This window comes from Micromonospora sp. NPDC003776 (assembly GCF_053605645.1).
In genome coordinates, this window is the sequence record NZ_JBSGJR010000054.1 from 1 (window position 1) to 20,572 (window position 20,572).

14 protein-coding genes and 1 pseudogene are annotated in these 20,572 nt (G+C 71.7%); 8 read left to right on the forward strand and 7 right to left on the reverse strand.

Translation table 11 applies throughout. The features are described 5' to 3' along the window. Nucleotides 1–125: 125 nt before the first annotated feature. From ACWEVO_RS07645 to ACWEVO_RS07675, 7 genes are all read right to left on the reverse strand, one after another. Nucleotides 126–1,856: an ABC transporter ATP-binding protein gene (locus tag ACWEVO_RS07645; protein WP_452306763.1), complete on the reverse strand. Its 1,731-nt coding sequence runs from the start codon at nt 1,854–1,856 to the stop codon at nt 126–128. Beyond that, nucleotides 1,853–3,676 (reverse strand): ABC transporter ATP-binding protein, encoded by a 1,824-nt coding sequence (locus tag ACWEVO_RS07650; RefSeq protein ID WP_452306764.1) that lies wholly within the window; start codon nt 3,674–3,676, stop codon nt 1,853–1,855. The genes ACWEVO_RS07645 and ACWEVO_RS07650 overlap by 4 nt, the downstream gene beginning before the upstream one ends. Nucleotides 3,677–3,902: 226 nt before the next feature. Continuing rightward, the gene (locus ACWEVO_RS07655; protein ID WP_452306765.1) at nt 3,903–4,046 is read right to left on the reverse strand and encodes a hypothetical protein; all 144 of its coding nucleotides are present in this window, start codon (nt 4,044–4,046) and stop codon (nt 3,903–3,905) included. 308 nt (nt 4,047–4,354) lie between these two features. Beyond that, entirely contained in the window at nt 4,355–4,927 is a 573-nt protein-coding gene (locus ACWEVO_RS07660) for a DUF3105 domain-containing protein (protein WP_452306766.1), read from the reverse strand. Then, a complete protein-coding gene (locus ACWEVO_RS07665; protein ID WP_452306767.1) occupies nt 4,924–6,150 on the reverse strand; it encodes a hypothetical protein in 1,227 nt (408 codons plus the stop codon). The genes ACWEVO_RS07660 and ACWEVO_RS07665 overlap by 4 nt, the downstream gene beginning before the upstream one ends. A 122-nt stretch (nt 6,151–6,272) precedes the next feature. Then, entirely contained in the window at nt 6,273–7,406 is a 1,134-nt protein-coding gene (locus ACWEVO_RS07670) for a HesA/MoeB/ThiF family protein (RefSeq protein ID WP_452306768.1), read from the reverse strand. Between the two features lie 80 nt (nt 7,407–7,486). Then, nucleotides 7,487–10,426, reverse strand: a complete 2,940-nt coding sequence (locus ACWEVO_RS07675; protein ID WP_452306769.1) for a BTAD domain-containing putative transcriptional regulator — start codon at nt 10,424–10,426, stop codon at nt 7,487–7,489. A 100-nt stretch (nt 10,427–10,526) separates the two neighbouring features. Here ACWEVO_RS07675 and ACWEVO_RS07680 point away from each other — a divergent pair. The 8 genes and pseudogenes from ACWEVO_RS07680 to ACWEVO_RS07715 all read left to right on the forward strand — a co-directional run. Continuing rightward, nucleotides 10,527–10,714: pseudogene (locus ACWEVO_RS07680) on the forward strand (IS5/IS1182 family transposase); the annotation flags it as partial. Between the two features lie 444 nt (nt 10,715–11,158). After that, nucleotides 11,159–12,289, forward strand: a complete 1,131-nt coding sequence (locus ACWEVO_RS07685; RefSeq protein WP_452306770.1) for an ABC transporter ATP-binding protein — start codon at nt 11,159–11,161, stop codon at nt 12,287–12,289. After that, complete coding sequence (locus ACWEVO_RS07690) at nt 12,286–13,641, forward strand: ABC transporter permease (protein ID WP_452306771.1); 1,356 nt, start codon at nt 12,286–12,288, stop codon at nt 13,639–13,641. Before ACWEVO_RS07685 ends, ACWEVO_RS07690 begins: the two co-directional genes overlap by 4 nt. Nucleotides 13,642–13,784: 143 nt before the next feature. Continuing rightward, a complete protein-coding gene (locus ACWEVO_RS07695) occupies nt 13,785–14,969 on the forward strand; it encodes a YncE family protein (protein WP_452306772.1) in 1,185 nt (394 codons plus the stop codon). A 134-nt stretch (nt 14,970–15,103) separates the two neighbouring features. Further along, the gene (locus ACWEVO_RS07700; RefSeq protein ID WP_452306773.1) at nt 15,104–16,447 is read left to right on the forward strand and encodes an alkaline phosphatase family protein; all 1,344 of its coding nucleotides are present in this window, start codon (nt 15,104–15,106) and stop codon (nt 16,445–16,447) included. A 22-nt stretch (nt 16,448–16,469) separates the two neighbouring features. Next, nucleotides 16,470–16,601, forward strand: a complete 132-nt coding sequence (locus tag ACWEVO_RS07705) for a hypothetical protein (RefSeq protein WP_452306774.1) — start codon at nt 16,470–16,472, stop codon at nt 16,599–16,601. Between the two features lie 145 nt (nt 16,602–16,746). Continuing rightward, nucleotides 16,747–17,367 (forward strand): DEAD/DEAH box helicase, encoded by a 621-nt coding sequence (locus tag ACWEVO_RS07710; protein WP_452306775.1) that lies wholly within the window; start codon nt 16,747–16,749, stop codon nt 17,365–17,367. Nucleotides 17,368–17,425: 58 nt separating this feature from the next. Further along, nucleotides 17,426–20,572, forward strand: a 3,147-nt coding sequence (locus ACWEVO_RS07715; RefSeq protein ID WP_452306776.1) for a BTAD domain-containing putative transcriptional regulator, incomplete at its 3' end; no start/stop codon positions are given.

Consider the following 20,572-nt stretch of genomic DNA (forward strand, 5'->3'; position numbering starts at 1 on the left):
GGGGCGCTGGCCGCCCCCGCCCGCTACCCGTCCACCGGTCCGGACACCCCTATGCCGTGTCAAGTTGGTCTGACAAACGAACAGGCGCGACGGTGATCCGGCCATGGCGTTGCTGCACAAACCTCTCAGCTGTGCCACGAGCGCCAGAGGGAGGCGTAGGCCCCGTCGGCCCGGACGAGTTCGTCGTGGGTGCCGAGTTCGGTGATCCGGCCGTCCTCCATCACGGCGACCCGGTCGGCGTCGTGCGCGGTGTTGAGCCGGTGCGCGATCGCGATGACGGTCCGGCCGGTGAGCACGGCCGCCAGCGCGCGCTCGGTACGCCGGGCGGTCGTCGGATCCAGCGCGGCTGTCGCCTCGTCGAGGATCAGCGTGTGCGGGTCGGCGAGCACTAGCCGGGCGAGCGCGAGCTGCTGCGCATTGGCCGCCCCGAGTTGCCTGGCCCCGTCGCCGAGTTCCGTGTCGAGGCCGCTGGGCAGCTCGGAGTACCAGTCGGCGCCGACCGCGACCAGCGCGGCTTGCATCTGTTCGTCGGACGCGTCCGGAGCGGCGAAGGCGAGGTTGTCGCGCACAGAGCCGATGAAGACGTGGTGTTCCTGGGTGACCAGGGCGATCCGGCGGCGGCGCTCGGCGGGATCCAGGTCGGTGATCGGGCAGCCGCCGATGCTGACCACGCCGTCTCGCGGCGCGTCGATTCCGGCCAGCAGCCGGGCCAGGGTGGACTTCCCGGCGCCCGACGGGCCGACGACGGCCAGCCGCTCGCCGGGCCGTACCTCCAGGTCGATGCCGTGCAGGACGTCGTGGCCGTCGGTGTACGAGAATCGGGCGCCGCGCACGACGAGCCGTTCCCCTGCTGGCGCGGAGGCCTTGCCTGGCAGCTCCGGTGGCACCTGACCGACGCCGAGCACGCGGGCGAACGACGCGAAGCCGCGCTGCGCCTGTTCGGTCCACTGCAGGATACGGTCCAACGGCTCGATCGCCTGCTGAAGATAGAGCGCGGCGGCGACCACCTCACCGAGCGAGACCATCCCCTCGGACAGGAAGAATCCGCCGACCAGCAGCACTGCGGCGATCGGCAACGGATAGCTGGCCTCCACCACCGTGTAGAACACGGTCCGCAACGCGAGCGTTGCCCGGCGGGTGGCCCACACCCGGGCGATGCGCTCGGTGCCATGGACAATCCGCTCGTCGGTGAGGCGCAGCGCCTCCACGGTGCGCGCGCCCTCGGCGGTGGTGGTCAGCGTCTCGGTCAGCTCCGCGGTGGCGGCACCCTCGGCGAGGTAGGCGGAGCTGGCCCGACGTAGGTACCAGCGGCTCGCCGCCCAGATCGACGGCAGCCCGGCCAGCGCGACCAGGCCGAGCATCGGGTGCAGCAGGAAGATCGCCCCGAACAGCAGCGTCAGCTGCGCCGAGGCGATGACGATGGTGGGCACGACGTCGCGGACGGTCGTCCCGACGGTTGACACGTCGACGGAGCTGCGGGTGGCGAGGTCCCCGGAGCCGGCCCGCTCCACCACGGAGACGGGCAGGCCGAGCGTCTTGCGGATGAACTCCTCACGCAGCTGGGCAACGGCCCGCTCCCCGAACCGGTGACCGGCGTACTGGGCATACCGGGAGAGCAGCGCCTGCACCAGAACGCATCCGCCGATCGCCATCGCCAAGCGGTCCACGGTGGCGACGCCCCCACCGGCGGCAACCTGGTCGACGATCCTGCCGAGCAGCCACGGCGCGGCGAGTCCGGCGATCGCGGCGGCACCATGCAACACCAGCACGACCAGGACCGCGCGCCGTTCCCGGCCGACGAGGTCCAGCATCTCCCGTCGGACGGCCGCACGGTCCGCTACCGGCAGCCGGCTCATCGCAACGCCCCCTTGGGCCCGGTGAAGTCTTCCAAGTCGAGGTCGTCGCTGCCCCGGGCCACCAACTGCCGGTAGCCCCGGTCCTGTTCTAGCAGTTCCGCGTGCGTGCCGGTGGCGACGATCCGACCCGCGCTCAGATGCGCGACCGTATCGGCGTGCCCGAGCAGCAACGGTGACGTAGCGAGCACGATGGTGGTCCGCCCGGCCCGCGCGACGCGCAGCCGCTCGGCGATCCGCGCCTCCGTGTGCGCGTCCACCGCCGACGTCGGGTCGATGAGGATCAGCACCTCAGGTTCGGCGAGCAGCGCCCGAGCCAGCCGTACCCGTTGTCGCTGGCCGCCGGAGAGCGTGCGGGCCCGGGTGTCGATCGGGGTGCCGAGCCCTTCCGGCAGCGCGTCGGCGATGTCTTCCGCCGACGCGATACGCAGGGCCGCCGTAATCCGGTGATCAGCGCCGCCCGTCTGGGCGAGGGTGTCACCGTTCCCTGCCCGGGTGCGGCCGTCGCCGTTCCCCGCCGGGCCGTCGGCGCTCGACTCCCGGCCACGCAGGATGTCCCGTAGGGTCCCGGCGAAGAGGTAGGAGTCGTGGTCGGCGACCAGGATCCGGGCGCGTACCTGGTCGAGTGCGATCCCGGTCAGCGGCACGCCGCCCCAGGTCACGTCGCTGACAACGTAGCGCCCGAGCCGGTCGGCCAAGGCGATGGCCTCGGCCGGGTCGTCGGCGGCCACGCCGGTCACCCGACCGTCGCGCACGGTCAGTCCGCAAGCGGGGTCGTGCAGGTCTGCGGGCCGTACCGGTGCGGACCTGGCTAGCGGCCGGCGGGCACCGGGTACGTTTCCCGGCCCGCCCACGTCCTGCGGGGTCGGGCCACCGACGTGGTCCGGGGTTAGGTTGAGCAGGGCGATGATGCGACGGGCGGCGACCCGGCCCCGGATCACCCCGTAGCTTCCCTCGAGCAGGAACCAAACCGGCACGATGAGCGTCGCCACGTATCCGTAGACGGCGACCATCTGCCCGACCGTGATGTCGCCGGCGACCGCCATCCGAGCCGCGAGCCACACCACGGCCGCGAGGAACAGCCCCGGTATGGCGACCGTCAACGCGTCGATCCAGCTGTAGACGGCACCGACCCGGTAGCCCTCGGCGAGCAGGTCCTGAGAGCGGGCGGCGTACCGGCGGGCGAACAGGCCGCGGCCGCCGACCCCGGCCAGCACTCGCAGCCCGGCCACGATGTCGCCGGCCCGGGTGGTGAGGACGCCCTGCTGGTGCCGGTAGACGGACTCCGCCCGTTCGAGGCGGCGCAGCAACGGTCCGATGATCAGCGCGATCGCCGGCACGCCCAGCAGCACGCACAGCGCCAGCAACGGGGAAACCGACCACAGCACGACAGCGATGACCGCGTACGCGATCATCGCGCCGACGCCCGGGCCAGTCATCGTCAGCACCTGCGACGTGTAGCCAATGTCGGAGCCGCCGACGGTGGCGACTTCCCCCGCGGCGAGCCGGCGCGGCAGCACCGCGCCGATCCGGGACAACTGGTGCAGCAGGACCGCCGCGGAGCGGGCTGTAGCGTCCTCTCGGACAAAGGTCATCGTGCGGTGCCGCATGATGCCCAGGTACGACAGCCCTACCCCCGCGACGACGATTGCCGCGACCCATAGCAGCAGGGCTCGGGTGTCGTGCGCGCGCAGTCCGTCGTCGACGGCGCGGGAGACCAGGTACGGCCGGACCGACAGCCCGATCATCCACGCCGTGCCGACCACGGTGCCGCGCAGCACCCGCCAGGGTTGGCAGCGAACCAGCCACCAGACGTACCGCATCGGCCCTCTCGTGTCCGGCACACCGGGCTCGGCATGCGGAATCTGTGGAGGCATCCGCCAAAACTACCGAGATGGCTGCGGACGTACTCACCTATATTCCCGGTTCGGTCGTGCGTCCTCCCGGCGCGAGCCGCACTGCTGCTGAGGCACGGCAGCCCAGACGATCATCAACGAATGCGACGCGATACTGGAACGCTACCGAGCCGCCCTGGACGTCGGCGCCGGCTCAGCGGTAGTCACCGGGTGGATCGCCCAAACCCAGACCGAACGCGCCCGGGCCCAAGCAGAGCTCGGCGACATCGCCGCCGCCCTTCGCGACGCCGACCCCGCCGACGAGGCCGAGGTCTACCGCCAACTCGGCCTTCGGCACACCTACCAGCCGGACACGCTCGGCGGCGAGCGCGCGAGAGGTGCGGCTACGTATGTACGCCGAGGCGGCTCTCGCACCGCACAGGGCCTCAGTCAGGTGAACCCGGAGCCGGAGGTTCCGCTTTCGCGTGCTCCCGACCGCAATCCCGGCGCTACACCCACAGCTGGCTCAGACGCTCATCGGAACCGGCAACGCGGAGTCCGCATGCGACCACGAACGCCGCACCACCAACACCGCCGGAAGTGGCCACCAACGCCACCCACCGGATCGTCTGGACTGACAGCGCTTGCGCCGACATCGGATCGGCGTCAGCAGGGGTCGGTACGAGTCCAGCCGTGGTCGTAGCGGCCGGCCAGCCGCTCGATGAAGACCTCGACCCGGGAACGGTCGAACGTGTCGAGGTGGTCCAGGCGGCTCCAAGCGGTGAGTGCCACGCCGGTCAGGCCCGGCCGTGGCCGCAGCAGCACGTCGGCCGGGTGCCGCTTGGCGATGTCCACCAGAGCGCCCAGATCGCCGGCGGAGGTGTCCGGACCGTAGTCGATCACCACGTGGCCGTGCTCCAGGGCGTGTACCGTCAGTCCGTCCGCTACCGGATCGGAGTAGATGCCGGGCGCGGCGACGAACGGGAAGTGCGGCCCCGAGGTCGGCGGGTTGGAGTTGTAGGTCACCGCGGACGCCTCGGACGGGTCGATGTGCGGGCTGTCCATCATCGGTACGGCGGTCCCGGGCAGGCACGGCGCCGGCCGGTTCTCCGGCTGCCGGCTGCCGACCGCCGCGCCGACCAGCCGCGCCCGGTACGGGCCGGCGATGACGACCAGCGACACCGCCAGAACCACACCCAGGGCCGCGCGCCACAACCAGCGGGTCGGCTGGTTCGTCACGACAGTGCTCCTCTCTGCCGCATCCGCCGCTCCCGCAACGCGAGCACCGCCGGCAGGGCCAGGGTTACGAGCAGGTAACCGGCCACCGCGGTCGCCTCCCAGAACGCCAGTGAGCCGGCCGCGTGCGCGGCGAGGCTGTTGGCCAGCCAGCCGACCATGACGATCATGTTGGGCAGGCCGGCGACCAGGAACACCCACAACATGGCGATGATGCCGGCCAGGTAGATCGCCGCGAACCAGGGCGCCACCGCCCGGTCCCGGTCGCTCGCCTCGGCCAGTTCCCGGGCCTCGTCAGGCGTCAGCCGCGCCAGCCGGTCCTTGATCGTGAGCGCGTTGACCCGGTACATGTTGGTGCAGCGCAGCGCGGTGGTCAGTGCCGCGTACATGTCGTTGCGGAGGAACACGGCGGCGACCTGCCAGACGATCGCGAACACCTGGCGCAGTACCAGCGCGCTGAGGAACCGGTCCATGAGCGGCGGGAGGGGCAGCCACGACTGGTGGTCGGCGAGCCGCAGCAGCAGGAACACCGCCAGTATCGTGGCGTCGAAGGCCAGGCCGGCGAAGAACGGCCCGTACCGCCGGCGCCGCGGCACCGTGACGATCTGCGACAGGTCGGTCTCGAACACCAGGAAGATCCCCCGGTAGCTGACCCGGAACACCGCGGGCACGCCGATCGCCCGTCCGGCCAGCCAGTGACATGCCTCGTGCAGGCAGCTCAGCACAATGGTGGCCGGGATGAGCGCCAGTACCGAGGCCATCGGATCATCGAGGAACCAGAAGCTCTCGTACGTCGGCCGCAGCTCCGGCCGGGCCACCAGCAACGCGACGGCGGTCACGGCCGCCGCCCCGTACACTGACCAGGCCACCCGGCCGAAGAACCGGGCCGCGGTCCGGGGGCTGATGCCCTCGATCCACCGGATCTCCCGGGTACGCCGGGCGCCCGCCGCCGCGTCGGCCGCCGCCGGTGCGTCCAGCAGGCCGACCTCGGCCAGGGTGGCGAGGAAGTCCTCGCCGTCCACCGGCTCACCGGCCACCTCGCTGGCCCGCTCGGTCGCGCCCGTCACCGAGACGCCGGCCTGCAGCGCCTCGACGAACACCGCGCCGGGCTCCGGCACCTGTACGAAGATGCCCAGGTCCGGCCGGCCGAGCACGCACTCGTCCCCGTCTCGTGCCACCACCAGGCGGCTCGCGGCTACCGCGAGGTCGCCGTCCGCAGTGGTCATCGGTTTCTCCTGTCGTGCTGGCCGGCCGGACTCCGTCGCTCAGGAGTCGCAGCTGGCAATGATGGCGCCGCTTGAGCACTCGAGCGTGAGGCGGGTGTTCTCGATCTTCTTGACCTCGATCTTCATGTTCTGTCACCTCCTCCCCCTGACATCGCGGCGGCCGGCACCGGCTCGGCCGGTGCGAGGTCGCCGCAGATTGGGCACGCCGGATCGCGCGCCCATTCGCCCCGGCTGGTGGTGCAGCCGGCGGCGAAGTCGATGAGCATCGGCCGACCGGCGTAGGCCGGCGGCTCGAACCGGGTGAGCAACCGCAGCACCTCGAACGCGCACAACGCGCCGAGCAGACCGGCGACCGGCCCGATCCCGCGGTTGGTCTGTGACCGGGTGTTCAGCAGCCGGGCCGCGGCTACCTCGGGGTCGTCCGGGTCCAGAGCCGGTGCCGATCGGCCGCACGCGCGGCAGGCGCTGCGGCCGGGGTCGACCGACCAGACGACGCCCTGGGTGACGTACATGCCACCACGGACGAACGGCACCCCCGCCGGGACGCAGGCGTCGTTGACCCAGTCGTCGATGGTGCTCGGGCTGTCCACGCCGGACATCACCACGTCCGGCCGGTACCGTTCGACCAGCGCGGACACCACGTCCGTGCCGTCGATCCCGGCGGTGACCGTGGCCACCTCGATGCTCGGGTCGAACGCCCGCACCCACGCGCCGGCCCGCTCGACCTTCGTGGCGCCCAGATCGGCCTGCGTGTAGAGATACTGCCGCGCGAAGTTGCGCAGCTCCACCACGTCCCGGTCCAGCAGGGTCAGCCGGCCGATGCCGAGTCCGCACAGGTGCGGGATGGTGTTGGAGTTCAGTCCGCCGGTGCCCAGCACCAGCACGTGCGCGTCCGCCAGCCGGCGCTGGAAATCCTCCCGGCTGGTGGCGAGTGTCGCGAACGACTCGTAGAAGGCGAGGTTGCTGAAGTGCCGCTCGGCCGCCGCGCCGGTGTAGCCGCCGAGCCGCTCGCCGTCCTCCAGCAGACGATGCTCGTCGAAGACCGCCAGCCCAGCCATGATGTCCTCTGCCGGCAGCCCCATCGCCTCGGCCAGCTCGGCAACGGTACGCCCGCCCTCCCGCAGCAGCGCCAGCAACCGCTCGACACTGCCGTCCGGGTCGGCGATCATCAGCTGGTCCCGCACGTCGTACACCAGTCGCAGCGAGTCATCGACGCGCTCCCACAACACGCTCTTGAGCTGCGGCCGCACTGGCACCGGGACCTCCGATCGGGGTCGAGTGGATCTCGACCGGTCCGAGTATGCCGACCGGCGCTTACGCCGTGCTGTGGTTCGCCTTACGAGGACAGCCAGGCGACGACCTCGGCCGCCCGCGGCGACCGGGCCTCGCGGAACAACCGGGCCGCGTCCGTCGCGCAGCGGCGTGCCGTGTCCCCCTGGCCGCCTGCCGCCTGCCGCCGCGCCAGGTCGAACAACACCTCGCCGGCTCGGACCGGATGGCCGAGCCGCTCGTACAGGGCGGCGGCCTGGCGCAGCACGCCGTCCGCCCGCAGGTCGCCCAGCTCGGCCAGCGCCTGACCCCGCACCACCCGAGCGACCGCCTCCCAGTACCCGTGCCCCAGCTCCGCCAGGCTGTCCACCACGCGATCCACCACCTGCAACGCCCGACGCGGGTCGCCGTCGCGCAGGTACGCGTCGGCCAGCATCGCGTCCGCGAACGCCCGGCCGGCCCGATCGTCCAAATCGGCGTAGACCGGCGCCGCGGCCAGGTACGACCGGACCGCGGCGGCGTGCGCGCCGGCCATGGCGTGGGCACGGCCAGCCGCGATGATCGCGTTGGCCAGCCCGCTGCGCTCGTCCAGCCGGCTGAACACCTGCTGGGCTCGGCTCAACGCCCGCTGCGCGGCCGCCAGATCCGGCGGGTCCTCGCTCAGGCAGACGTTGCCCAACGCCAGGTAGGCGTAGCCCTCCTGGGCCCCGGTGTCGTGCTCGGCGGAGCGGGCCAGCGCCCAGCCCAACGCCGCGCGGGCCAGCCGGTACCGTCCGCGGATACGGGCGCTGATGGCCAGTTCCACGGCCGCCGACACCGCTGCCGGCCAGGCTTTGGCGCGCCGGTAGTAGCGGCCGGCCCGGCTCGCGTACGGCGCGGCCTGCTCGTGGTGGCCGGCGCCGCGCAGCAGGATGCTGCGGGCCAGGGCGAGCGCGGCGGAGCCGGCCGGATCGGGCGCGTCGCCGAGCGCACCGTCCGCCTGGTCCAGGGCCCGCTGCCAGTCGTCCGGGTTGGCGCGCAGCTCACAGATGTTGACCAGGGTCGCGGCCAGCGGCCAGGCCAGCTCCGGCACGCCGAGCCTGCGCGCCTCCGTGACAAAGGCCAGCAGGGTGCCGCGCTCGGCGTCCAGCCAGCCGATAGGGTCGACGGGTATCGCGGTCGGCTGCGGATCGGCCGCCGGTACCGGGCACGGGTACCGGCGGGCCGGCATCCGCTCGTTCGCCGCCCCGGCCAGCGCCAGCAACGTCTGGTAGGCGCGGTGAACCGCCGCCACGCGCTGCTCGCCCGGCTCCTCCGCCTCGGCCCGCTCCGCGGCGAACAGCCGGACCAGGTCGTGCAGCCGGTACCGGTGCGGTCCGACGACCTCCAGCAGGTGCTCGTCCAGCAGCCGGGCGACCGCCCGGTCGACGACGTCGTCCGGTACGCCCAGCACCGCCGCGAGCAGTGACCCTGGCAGCTGCGGGCCCGGCAGCAGCGCGATCAGGCGCAGTGCCCGCTGCGCGTCGACCGGCAGCCGTTGGAAGCTCACCGCGAGGCAGGCGCGCACCTGCACGTCACCGACCTCCAGCTCATCCAGCCGGTGCTGCTCGTCGGCGAGCCGGTCGGCCAGGTGCGCGACCGGAAGGTCGGGGCGGGCGGCCAGCCGCGCACCGACCACCCGGATCGCCAGCGGCAGGCCGCTGCACATCTGGACCAACCGGCGCGCGTCGTCGCGTTCGGTGTTCAGCCGGGCGGCGCCGGCCAATCGGCTCAACAGGTCCAGCGCCTCGTCGACGGGCAGCGGGCCGAGCGGGCAGGCGACCGCCTCCGGCAGCCAGGTCAGCCGTCGCCGGCCGACCGCCAGCACCGCACACCCGCCGCCGGCCGGGATCAGCGGCGCCAACTGCGCGGCGGTGGCGACGTTGTCCAGCACCAGCAGGACCTTCCGGTCGGCCAGCAGCGACCGGTACTGGCCCAGCCGCTCCTGCGGGTCCGTCGGTACCGCCGCGCCGGCCAGCCCCAGGGCCCGCATGAACGCACCGAGCAGCGCGTGCGGGTCAGCGCCGTCCAGATCGGCGACCAGGCAGCCGTCCGGGTACAGCGCGCGTACCCGCCAGGCTAGCCGGACCGCGAACGCGGTCTTGCCGGAGCCGCCCGGTCCGACGATGGAGACGATCGCCGGACGGCCGCCGGACGCCGCCGCCGCGGCCCGCGCCAGCACGTCCCGCAGCCGGTCCAACTCCGCCTGGCGACCGACGAAGTCCGCAGTGTCGGCCGGCAGCTGATTCGGTGGCGCCGCCAGCACCGGCGGCGCCACCGGCACGGCGAGAATCTTCTGGTGCAGCCGGGTCAGCTCCGAGCCCGGTTCCAGCCCGAGCTCGTCCCGGACCAGAGCGTGGAAGTCGCGGTAGACGGCCAGCGCGTCACCTTGGCGGCCCTGGGCGTGCAGTGCCTGCATCAACTGGCCACGAAGCCGCTCGCGCAGCGGGTACGCCTCAATCGCCGCCCTCAGGTCGGCCACCAGATCGGGGTCGGCGCCGGCCGCCAGCCGCGACTCGAACGTGTCCTCGGTGACCGCCAGCCGCGACTCGGCGAGCCGAACCGAGGCCGTCGCGACGAAAGGGGAGTCAACACCGTCGAACGCCGGGCCGCGCCACAGTGCCAGCGCTGCGGCGTACGCCGCGGCGGCGGCGGCCGGCCGGCCCGCCGTCCGCTCCGCTCTGGCTCGCTCCACCAGCCGCTCGTACTCATGCTGGTCCAGCCGGAGCGTCTCGGCCGGCAGCAGGTACCCGGGCGCGCGGGTGATGATCGTCTGGCCGGGGCCACCGGCGGCGGCCAGCTTCCGGCGAAGTCCGGAAACCAGCACCTGGATCCGGTTGCGGGCCGTGCTCGGCGGCGCGTCCGGCCAGACCGCGTCGACCAGCTTCCCCACCGACACCACCTGGCCGTCGGCCAACGCCAGTCGAGCCAGCAGCAGACGCTCAGACGGTGTGGTGTCCAGCGAGGTGCCCGCCACCTCGATCTCCAACGGACCAAGGGTCCGAATCACGATCTCCGCAGGCATGCCGCAACACTAAGGGACGTCTCGCGGTGTCTGTCTGTTGAGGACGATCATCGATGATTCCTGCGTGCAGGTGATCACCGCTGCCCGGGCCGAGTGGATCTTCCCGTTCACCGGGTTGCAGCCCGCCCAGTTCCGCTGGCTGGTGCGCCTGGTCGCCGAACGCGGCGGGCCTCGATCGCCGACGGGCGGCCGGGCCGGCAGTGGGCCCTCGACCTGCCCGACCGGGTGCTGCTGGTCGCCGCGGTAGGGCGGCAGGAACGGGCGGCCGGACGAGCTGTTCGCCGTATATGCAGTTGTGTCATGCTGGCGACAACGGCAGATGCGGTCCCGCGTGCCTGGCGTCAGTGCCAGAGTGACTTGAGCCGACCTGCTGTGGGAGCGGCCTGACCTTCGGAGGCACCAAATTGGTCGCCGAGCACCTCCTGTTGCTGTCTGTCGCCGTTGTCAGTCGATAGGAACGCGTGGAGGGGGTGTGGGTGCGCAGCGGCCATGGCCGCCGGGCACCCACACCACGTTCAGCAGCAGCTTGACGCGGTCCCGCTGGTTGCGTCCCGCTCAGCAGCAACGAGATCCGCCGCCTGGCGGCCCGCCTCGCCTAAGGCGGAGGCGCCGTGATGCGCCAAGCCCTGCACTGGTCACGATGGCAACGCAAAGGCGTTTGAGTCCTTTGTGGTAGTTGCAGTATTAGGCGTTTATTTGGACGTTTGCAATGCGTTCAGCAAATCGATCGGGTCAGGTCATCTGGACTCCTTAGCTTCGCCGTCGAAGGAAGTTGGAGTTGGCAACTGTTCTTGGCTGCTCGCGGCCAGATGGGACGAGACCCCGATGCAACCAGTTGCTGCCGTTCGTGCGCGCGGCATCACCAAGACCTTCGGCGATGTCATCGCCCTCGACGGGGTCGATCTCGACCTCCCCGAGGGGCAGATCCACGGGCTCGTCGGGCCCAACGGCGCCGGCAAGACCACTCTCCTGGGCATGCTGCTGGGCCTGGCGGTGGCCGACGGCGGCTCACTGGAGATCCTCGGCTCACCGGTCGGGCGCATCCTGTCGGTACCCGGCGGCGTCACGGGCTTCGTGGACGGCCCCGGTCTGTATCCCGAGCTGACGGCGCGCCAGAACCTTGCGGCCCTGGTCTCCCTGCAGAGCGGCGCCGGCCGCTCCGCCGACGTCGATGAGCTGCTCGACCGGGTCGGGCTCACCGAGGTGGCGGGTGACAGCGTCCGCGGTTTCTCGCTCGGCATGCGGCAGCGCCTCGGGCTGGCCGCCGCCCTGCTCGGCGAGCCGCGTCTGCTGGTCCTCGACGAGCCGGCCAACGGCCTCGACCCCGCCGGCAAGCGACAGGTCCACCAGATCCTCACCGACCTCGCCGAGGCCGGCGGCACCGTGGTCCTCTCCAGCCACCGCATGGACGACCTCGCGGCGCTCTGTGACGACGTCACCCTGCTGTCCACCGGCCGGGTCGTCTTCTCGGGCCCGGTGCACAAGCTGGCCACGGAGAGCGGCGAGCTCGACTACCGGCTCGTCACGACCGACGCCGACGGCGCACGCCGGCTCGCCGCCGACATCCCGGGCCTGAGCCAGGTCGCGGGCCGGAAGTCGCAGTCGCAGTACGACGACCAGTCGGTCGTCGTGCGGGGCCCGGAGCCGGCCCTCGACGACCTGGTCGCCCGGCTCGTCGGCGCGGGCATCGCGATCCGCGAGCTCGGCCCCGTCGTGCCCCCTCTGGAGGCCGCTTTCCTGGCGCTCACCGGCGCCGACGCCGACACCGGCCCAGACGCCGACATCAGCCCTGCCTTCACCCCCGACCTCCAGGAGACCACGCGATGACCGCGGCCATCGTCGATGCCCCCGTCCGCACGCAGCCACAGCCCGCGGCGCTGAGCCGCTGCTACACGTTCGAGCTGGTCAAGCTGGTCTCGCAGTGGCGCGTCCGGCTGGTCTTCCTGGCGTGCCTGCTTGCCCCGGCCATCTACACGGCGGTGATCAGCCAGCAGACCTCCCTTCCCGCCGACGCGGTCTACGGCCGCTGGATGAACCAGTCCGGCTGGGCGGGCTCCCTGGTCATCCTCGAATTCATGGGCACGTTGGTGCTGCCCCTGCTCACCTGTCTCGTGGCCGGTGATGTCTTCGCCGTCGAGGACCGGCTCGGCACGTGGCGGCACCTGATGGTCGCGGTACGCTCGCCGCGCCGGATCTTCGTGTCCAAGGCGATGGCCGCGCTCACCGTCACCCTGGCGCTTCTCGCCGCACTCCTCGTGTCGTCGCTGGCCGGCGGCCTGCTGGCGCTCGGCTCCCAGCCGATGCCGGGACTGGACGGGCACATCATGGACTCCGGTGAGCTCACCCGGACGGTCCTCCTCGGCTGGCTGACCATCGTCCCGCCCACGCTCGCCTTCTCCGCGGTCGGCCTGCTCGGGTCGGTCGCGCTGGGGCGCTCCCCGCTGGGCCTACTGATGCCGGTGGTCATCGCGCTCATCCTCGAAGGTGTCCAGCTGATGCCGGTCCCGGTGGCGCTTCGGGTGGCGACGCCGATGAACGCCTTCATTACCTACCGCGGCCTCTTCACGGCCCCAGGTCAGCTCGGGTCGCTGTGGATCGGGCTCGCCGTCAGCCTGGCCTGGACGGCGCTGGCCACCTACCTCGCCTACGGGCTCTTCGTGCGTCGCGACTTCACCGACCTGGCCTACGACGGCATGGGCCGCCGCTTCCTGGTCGCGGGTCTGGCCCCGCTGGCGGGCCTGGCCGCGGTCACGACCGTGGTCGTCGCCGTGACCACGGGTGCCAACGGCACGGGCATCGAGCGGCCCAAGCTCGAGGCCTCGCTGGCGACGTCGTTCTCGCACCTGTACGTCCTGCAGACCGAGCAGCTCAACCGGCGGGCGGTCACCGAGGAGCAGCTCCACGCCACGGCCAAGTGCGACAAGGCCGGGGAGCGCGTCGAGGACCACGGTCCGGGCGCCGACTGGCGCTGCGTCGTGACGTGGACCCTCCCTGGTGCGACCGCGACCGGCAACGCGATCTACCAGCTCGACGTGACCGCGGACGGACGGTACGTCGCCGACGGCGACGGGCCGAAGGAGGTCAACGGGTTCTTCCAGGTCGCCACCCCCCTGGGTGACCGACCGAACCCGCTGTGGCAGTTCGACGGAGTCGTCGACCTGTTGGCAACTACAAAGTGAAGGGAAACCAGATGAATGTAAGGCGCAACCGCGTCGTGAAGCGGCCTCGTCGTCGCCTCCTGCGCTCGTTGCCCACCGGCCTCGTGGCCGGCGGCGTGGCCCTCGCGGTCACGGTCACGGGTGGTGTTGCCTACGGTTCCACCATGGGTTTCGGGGAGAACCTGGTCGGCGAGGAGTACACCGACGGCCTGCAGATCTCCTCCAACCAGATCATCAAGCCGCTCGGCGAGCGGCTCGTGACCAACTACGGCAAGTTCATGGGCTCCACGATCAGCCCCGACGGCCGCTTCCTGGCCGCGACCGCCAACGACCGGTCGATCTCGCTGCAGATCTTCGACCTGGAGACCTACCAGCTGATCTTCCGCGCGGGCACCGCCTCAGGCGCCAACCTGCGCCCCTCCGACAACACCGTCGGCCAGGAGAGCCCCCTCTACTCCCCCGACGGCAAGTTCCTCTTCATGCCGAACGCGACCGGCATCACCCGGTTCCCGGTCAACGCCGACGGCACCCTGGCGGCCGGCACCAAGATCACCATCCCCGACCTGACCGGCCCCACCCGTCAGGCGCTCACCGCCGGCATGACGTTCTCGCCCGACGGCAGCACGCTGTACGCCGCCGTCAACGGCCAGAACACCGTCGTCGCGATCGACCCGGTTGCCGGCACCATCAAGGCGACCTACTCCGTCGGCATCGCGCCGCGTCAGCTGAAGTTCGTCGGCCTCAAGCTCTACGTCAGCGACGAGGGCGGCCGCCTGGCCCAGCCGGGTGAGGACACAATCAAGTCCTACGGCACCAACGTCCCGGCGGACCCGGTGCTCGGCACCTCGACCACCGGTGTCCTCAGCGTCATCGACACGGCCAACGCCGCGGCGCCCATCGGCCAGATCGAGGTCGGTCTCCACCCGACCGACATGCACCTCGAGGGCAGCGCGCTATACGTGGCCAACACCAACGACGACACCGTCTCGGTGGTCGACACCAGCATGGACAAGGTCGTCCAGACGATCGAGACCAAGCCCTGGCAGAGCTCGGAGGTCGGGTACGAGCCCGACGCGATCGCCGTGTACAACGGCCGTCTGCTCGTCAGCCTCGGCCGCGTCAACGCGATTGCCGTCTACAAGCTCGGCGAGAGCGCGCTCGACCCGGTCAGCTACGTCGGATTGGTCCCGACCGACTACTACCCCGAGGACGTCTTCGCGGTCGACGACCAGATCGTCGTGGCCAACCGCCGCGGCATCGACGCCCGGGGCCCGGCCATCACCTACAACCAGGGCTTCGGCACCACCCGGCGACCGGCCACGGCACCCACGCCACGACCGCCTCGCTGACCCGCTTCACCCTCCCCTCCGACAGCGAGATCAGGGACACCTACACCCCGCAGGTCTTCAAGCAGAACGGCTGGGGTGGCGCGGACAGCGACGTCAAGCGCGCCGTCCGCGGCAGCAACGTGGCGCCCCTGCCCGTGCCCCGGCGCATCGGCGACCCCTCGCCCATCAAGCACGTCTTCATGCTGGTCAAGGAGAACCGCACCTACGACCAGATTCACGGCGACATGCCCGAGGGCAACGGCGACCCGTCGCTGGCCCAGTTCGGCGAGCAGGTCACGCCCAACATCCACGCGCTCTCGCGGCAGTTCGGTCTCTACGACAACACCTACGACGTCGGCACCAACTCCGCCGAGGGTCACAACTGGATCATGCAGGGTGACAACCCGGAGTACACCGAGTCCAGCGCCGGCGAGTACGTCCGCAGCTACGACACCCAGGAGGACGTGCTGGGCCACCAGCGCTCGGGCTTCCTGTGGACCGCCGTCATGGCCGCCGGCCACACCGCCAAGAACTTCGGCGAGTTCGTCTACTCCTCCAGCGGCAAGCCGGCCGGCTCGACCTGGCAGCAGTACTACTGCGCCGCGCAGAACGTCGACCAGGGCGGCGACCCGGCGCAGCTGACCAGCCCCGCGCTCAAGGGCAACTACGGCTCGCCGATCCCCTCGCTCAACAACATCACCGTGCCGACAGCACCCCCGTTCGACATGCAGATCCCCGACCTGTACCGCTACCAGATCTGGAAGGACGACTTCCAGAAGAACGGTCCGGCCGAGTTCAACATGGTGTGGCTCTCCGACGACCACACCGGTGGTCCGGTGTCCCAGCGGTCGAACGTCGCCGGTGGCGACCTCGCGCTCGGCAAGATCGTCGAGACGATCTCGCACAGCCCGTACTGGAAGGACTCCGCGATCTTCGTGGTCGAGGACGACAGCCAGGCCGGCCCTGACCACGTCGACGGCCACCGGGCCCCGATCCAGGTCATCAGCCCGTACGCCGTCCACGGCAAGACGGTCTCGACCTACTACTCGCAGATCAACATGGTCCGCACCATCGAGCAGATCCTGGGCGCGGAGCCGCTCAACCAGAAGGTCGCCGCGGCCACCCCGATGTACAGCGCCTTCACGCCCAAGGCCGACCTCACGCCGTACACCGCGAAGGCCAACAACATCTCGCTGACCGAGAACATCAAGACCGCGCCCGCGTGCGGCCTCGACACGCCGACCGGCGCCAACGCGGCCGCCCTCCAGGGCCCCGTCCCGGCGAGCTTCGTCTCCTACTCGGAGGCGTGGGACAAGTGGGCCTCGAAGCAGCGCCTCACCGGCAAGTGGGCGCAGGCCGACTACGCGAACCCGGAGCTGATGAACCGGTACACGTGGTACGGCGCCCACAACTGGGACCTGCCCTACCCGGGTGACGCCAAGATCTACCTGCCGCAGGACGTGCCGGGCGCAGCCCTGCCCGGCACCGACGTCGACTGACCCTGCGTCACACACGGATCCCATGACGGGGACTCAGGCGGCCCACCGGGAGATCCCCGGTGGGCCGCCGTTCCGCACGCCGGCCGCCGCCCCCGGCCGGCCGGTCGAGCTCGCGCTGTTGACGGAGGCGGCGAACACCGGCGAAGGAACGTGAACAGGCAGTGCCGGCATCGGCCTCGGGCACGGGCGGGGCCGGGTGGGTAGGGCGGCAGGAACGAGCGGCCGGACGAGCTGTTCGCCGTATATGCGTCGGAATCAAGCCCGGTCAACTCGGCGGCCGCCGCAAACTCAGCGGCACCGTGGACATCTCACTGCTGCCCTCCCTCGCACGGCACGACGACGTCACCACCCTGACCCAGGGGTACGGGGACGTCGTCGTCGACGAATGCCACCACCTCGGCGGCGCGGCATACGAGCACTCGGTCAAACGGATCGCCGCGCAGTTCTGGCTCGGCCTCACCGCCACACCCACCCGACGCGACGGCCTCGGCCAACTCGTCGACTGGCAACTCGGACCCGTCCGCCACACCCTGACCGACGAGGCACAAGGCACCCTCGCGGCCACGATGCACTCCGACGCCGGGCCCGACGAACGCTGTTCCTCCACGAGACCACATTCCAGCCCAGCGACGTGCACCTGGACGCGCCCGGCGCGCTCGCCCGAGGTGCACCGAAGACTCGCCGTCGACGAGGCACGCAACGCTCAGATAGCCGACGACGTCGTCGCGGCACTGACCCGTGGGCGCAACTGTCTCGTCCTCACCCGGCGGGTCGCCCACGTCGAGGCACTCACCGCCCTGTTCTCGGCGCGAGGACACCAGGCGCTCGTGCTGCAAGGAACGATGAACACCACCAACCGACGGGCCGTCGTCGACCGACTCGACCAGGCCAAGATCTGCTCCTTCGATTCGAACGGTTGATCAAGGAACTGTCGGATAAGGGATCTCCACGGCGGCTTCGGCTCGCTACGGTTGCAGCGTGACGACGGTCGGTGTGCTCGGCCCCGTGTGGGCGATGCGGAAGGGCACCCCGATCGACCTCGGGGCACCGCGACAGCGCGCGGTGCTGGCGAGGCTTGTCGCCGCCGGCGGTCATGTAGTTTCGGTCGACCGGCTCATCGAGGACCTTTGGTCGGGAGACCCACCGCCACGGGCCCAGGCCGCCCTGCAGGTGTACGTGTCGAACCTGCGCCGGGCGCTGGAGCCGGACCGTCCGCCCCGCCGTCTCGCCCGGATCCTTGTCACCGCGGCCCCGGGGTACGCCCTGCGACTGGCGGCACCCGACGTGGACGCCTGGCGGTTCGAATCGGCGCTGCGGACGGCCACGCGCGTCATCGACACGCAGCCGCGGGCGGCGCTGGCCGGGCTGGACGAGGTCCTCGCCGGTTGGGGCGCGGCCACCCCGTACGCCGAATTCGCCGGAGAGCTGTGGGCGGACCGGGAGCGCGAACGGCTGGGCCAGCTCCGACTGACCGCCGTCGAACAGCGCGCCAAGCTGCTGCTCGACCTTGACCGCGCAGACGAGGTGATCCTCGACCTCGATCCACACGTCCGGGACCATCCGCTGCGGGAGCAGGCCGCGGTGTTGCTCGCGGTCGCGCTCTACAGCCTCGGACGGCAGGCCGATGCCCTCGACGTGCTGCGATCGGTGCGCGCCGCGCTGCGCGAAGAGTTGGGCATCGAACCCGGCCCCGAGGTGCGGAGCCTGGAGACGGATCTGCTTCGGCAGAACCCTCGTCTGGGGCCGTCCGCCTTTCGGGTCGCCCGGCTCTCGGCCTTGGCCGGGCAGGCCGATCCGCCGGCTGTCGTACCCGATCGACCGCCCGTGGCGCCGCCGATGCTCGGCCGCGCCACCGAGCTGGCCCGGATGCGGTCGGCAGCGGACCGCGCCACCGCAGCCGGCCTCGGCATCTGCTGGGTCGGCGCCGAAGCGGGTGGCGGGAAGTCCACGCTGGCCCGGCACCTTGCCGGGTCCCTCGCCGGCGACGGCTGGACCACGGCGATCGGCACCTGCCCACCGGTGGACGGCGCACCGCCGGCCTGGGCGTGGCACGAGGTGGTCACCGCCGCCCGCGGACGGCTCCCACTCGACGAGCCGGAGGCCCGCGGCCTGCGGCTGCTCCTGGGCACCGGCACCGCAACGCCTGCCGGCACCCGCGGACAGTACGACGAGTTCCACCTACGGCAGGCGCTGGGTGCCTACCTGTCCCGGCTGGCTGGCCAAGGCCCGCTGCTCGTCGTGATCGAGGACATCCACCGGGCCGATGGTGAGACCCTGCGCATCCTGCGCCACCTGGCGGCCGCCCTGGCGAAGGCACCCGTCCTGGTGGTGGCGACTTTCCGCCCCGACGAGGTGACCGACGACGTCGTGGTGGCCCGGGCCGCGCTCACCGGCATACCGGCGGTTGAGCTGGGCCTCGGCGGCCTCGACGACGCGGCCGTCACCGAACTGCTGCGTCGCCATGGGGTCGACACCACCGACACCGAACTGCTGGGCACCGTGCGGGAACGTACGGCGGGCAATCCGCTGTTCACGATCGAGCTGGCCAAGCTGATCGCGGCTGAAGGCCCCGGGTCGGCGCTCGACGGCATCCCCACCGCGCTGGGTCACGTGCTGGCCCGGCGGCTGGCACGGCTGCCGGCCACCACCCAGATGGTGCTGCGGCACGCCGCCGTCCTGGGCTCGGACGCCGAGGTCGACATCCTGATCGCGATCGACGGCGGCCCCGAGGAGCCGGTTCTCGACGCCTTGGAGGCCGGGGTGACCGCGGGTCTGCTCGTCGAGCCCGAGCCGGGGCGGATCCGGTTCGCGCACGCCCTGATGCGGGACGCGCTCTACCACAGCGTCCCGCTGCTGAGACGCACCCGGATGCACAGTCGGATCCTCACTGTGCTGCGAGAGCAGCGCGTCGACGACGTGGCGGTGCTGGGGAGGCACGCACTCGCCGCCCTCACCCCGGCCACCGCGCAGGACGCGATCGGGCACGTGGCCGCCGCCGCCCGCCGGGCCGGTGACCTCGGCGCCCCTCGGGAAGCTGCCGCGTACTGGGCCGGCGCGCTGCGCGCGGCCGACCTCGCCCCGGCGGTCTCCCCCCGTGTACGTCTCGACCTGCTCTGCGATCTGGCCAGCGCGAGCGCACTCGCCGGTGACGTGCTGAACGCCCGCGGCGCGCGCGCGGAGGCGGTGCGGCTGGCCAGCGGGAGCGGCGACCCACACGCCGTCCACTCCGCACTGACCTGCTTCGACGCCCCGGTGACCTGGACCATACGGCCCGACCGCGCCGTCGACGAGCCGCTGGTCCGGCTGCTGGAGCAGGAGCTGTCTCGGGTCGGCGACGACCATGTGGCGCTGCGGTCCCAGCTGCTGAGCACTCTCGCCTTCGAGATCGAGGGCGCCGAACTGCGGCGCGCCGACGAGGTCACCCGGGAAGCCCTCGCACTGGCCCGCCAGCAGGACGATCCGGCGGTGCTCTGCCGCGCGCTCAACGCCCGCTACTTCGTCACCGTCGCCCCCGCGCACCGGGCCGAGCTGCCCGAGGTCGGGCGGGAGCTGCTGGCGGTTTCCGAGGCGGCGGGGCTCACCGCGTACCAGTGCGAAGCCCACCACATCCTCTACCAGGCCGCGCTCACCGAGGCCGACTTCGACCGGGCACGCCACCACGTCGACCGGGCGATCAAGCAGGCCACGACCGGCCAACTCGGCCTGATCGTCGCCGTCATGGGGTGGTTCACCGGCCTGCGCGCTCTCTTCGCCGGTGATCTCGACGAGGCGGCCCGCCGGTACGCGGAGATCAGCGATCGGATGAGCCGCATCGGTGGCCCCAACGCGGCGGCGATGGGGCTGATGGGCCGGTTCACCGTGCTGAGCACCGTCGGACGTGGGCACGAGCTGGCCGAGGAGATCCGGCAGGTGCATGCACGCGTGCCGGACGACACGCACGACGTGCTGGCCCACGCGCTGCTCTCCTCCGGCGACCGGGAGGCGGCCCGGGCGGTCTGGCGGCCACAGACCCCGATTCGCCCCGACTACCTCTGGCTGTACTGGATGACGCTGCGCGGGCAGGTCGCGGCGCGGCTCGGCGACCGCCCGGCCGCACAGCGCTGCTACCGAGAGCTGCTGCCGTGG

Coding starts and splice junctions, on each gene's coding strand:
- ACWEVO_RS07690 (WP_452306771.1), top strand. CDS start 12,286: ATGACCGCGGCCATCGTCGATGCCCCCGTCCGCACGCAGCCACAGCCC.
- ACWEVO_RS07695 (WP_452306772.1), top strand. CDS start 13,785: ATGGGTTTCGGGGAGAACCTGGTCGGCGAGGAGTACACCGACGGCCTG.
- ACWEVO_RS07665 (WP_452306767.1), bottom strand. CDS start 6,150: ATGACCACTGCGGACGGCGACCTCGCGGTAGCCGCGAGCCGCCTGGTG.
- ACWEVO_RS07705 (WP_452306774.1), top strand. CDS start 16,470: ATGACGGGGACTCAGGCGGCCCACCGGGAGATCCCCGGTGGGCCGCCG.
- ACWEVO_RS07645 (WP_452306763.1), bottom strand. CDS start 1,856: ATGAGCCGGCTGCCGGTAGCGGACCGTGCGGCCGTCCGACGGGAGATG.
- ACWEVO_RS07650 (WP_452306764.1), bottom strand. CDS start 3,676: ATGCGGTACGTCTGGTGGCTGGTTCGCTGCCAACCCTGGCGGGTGCTG.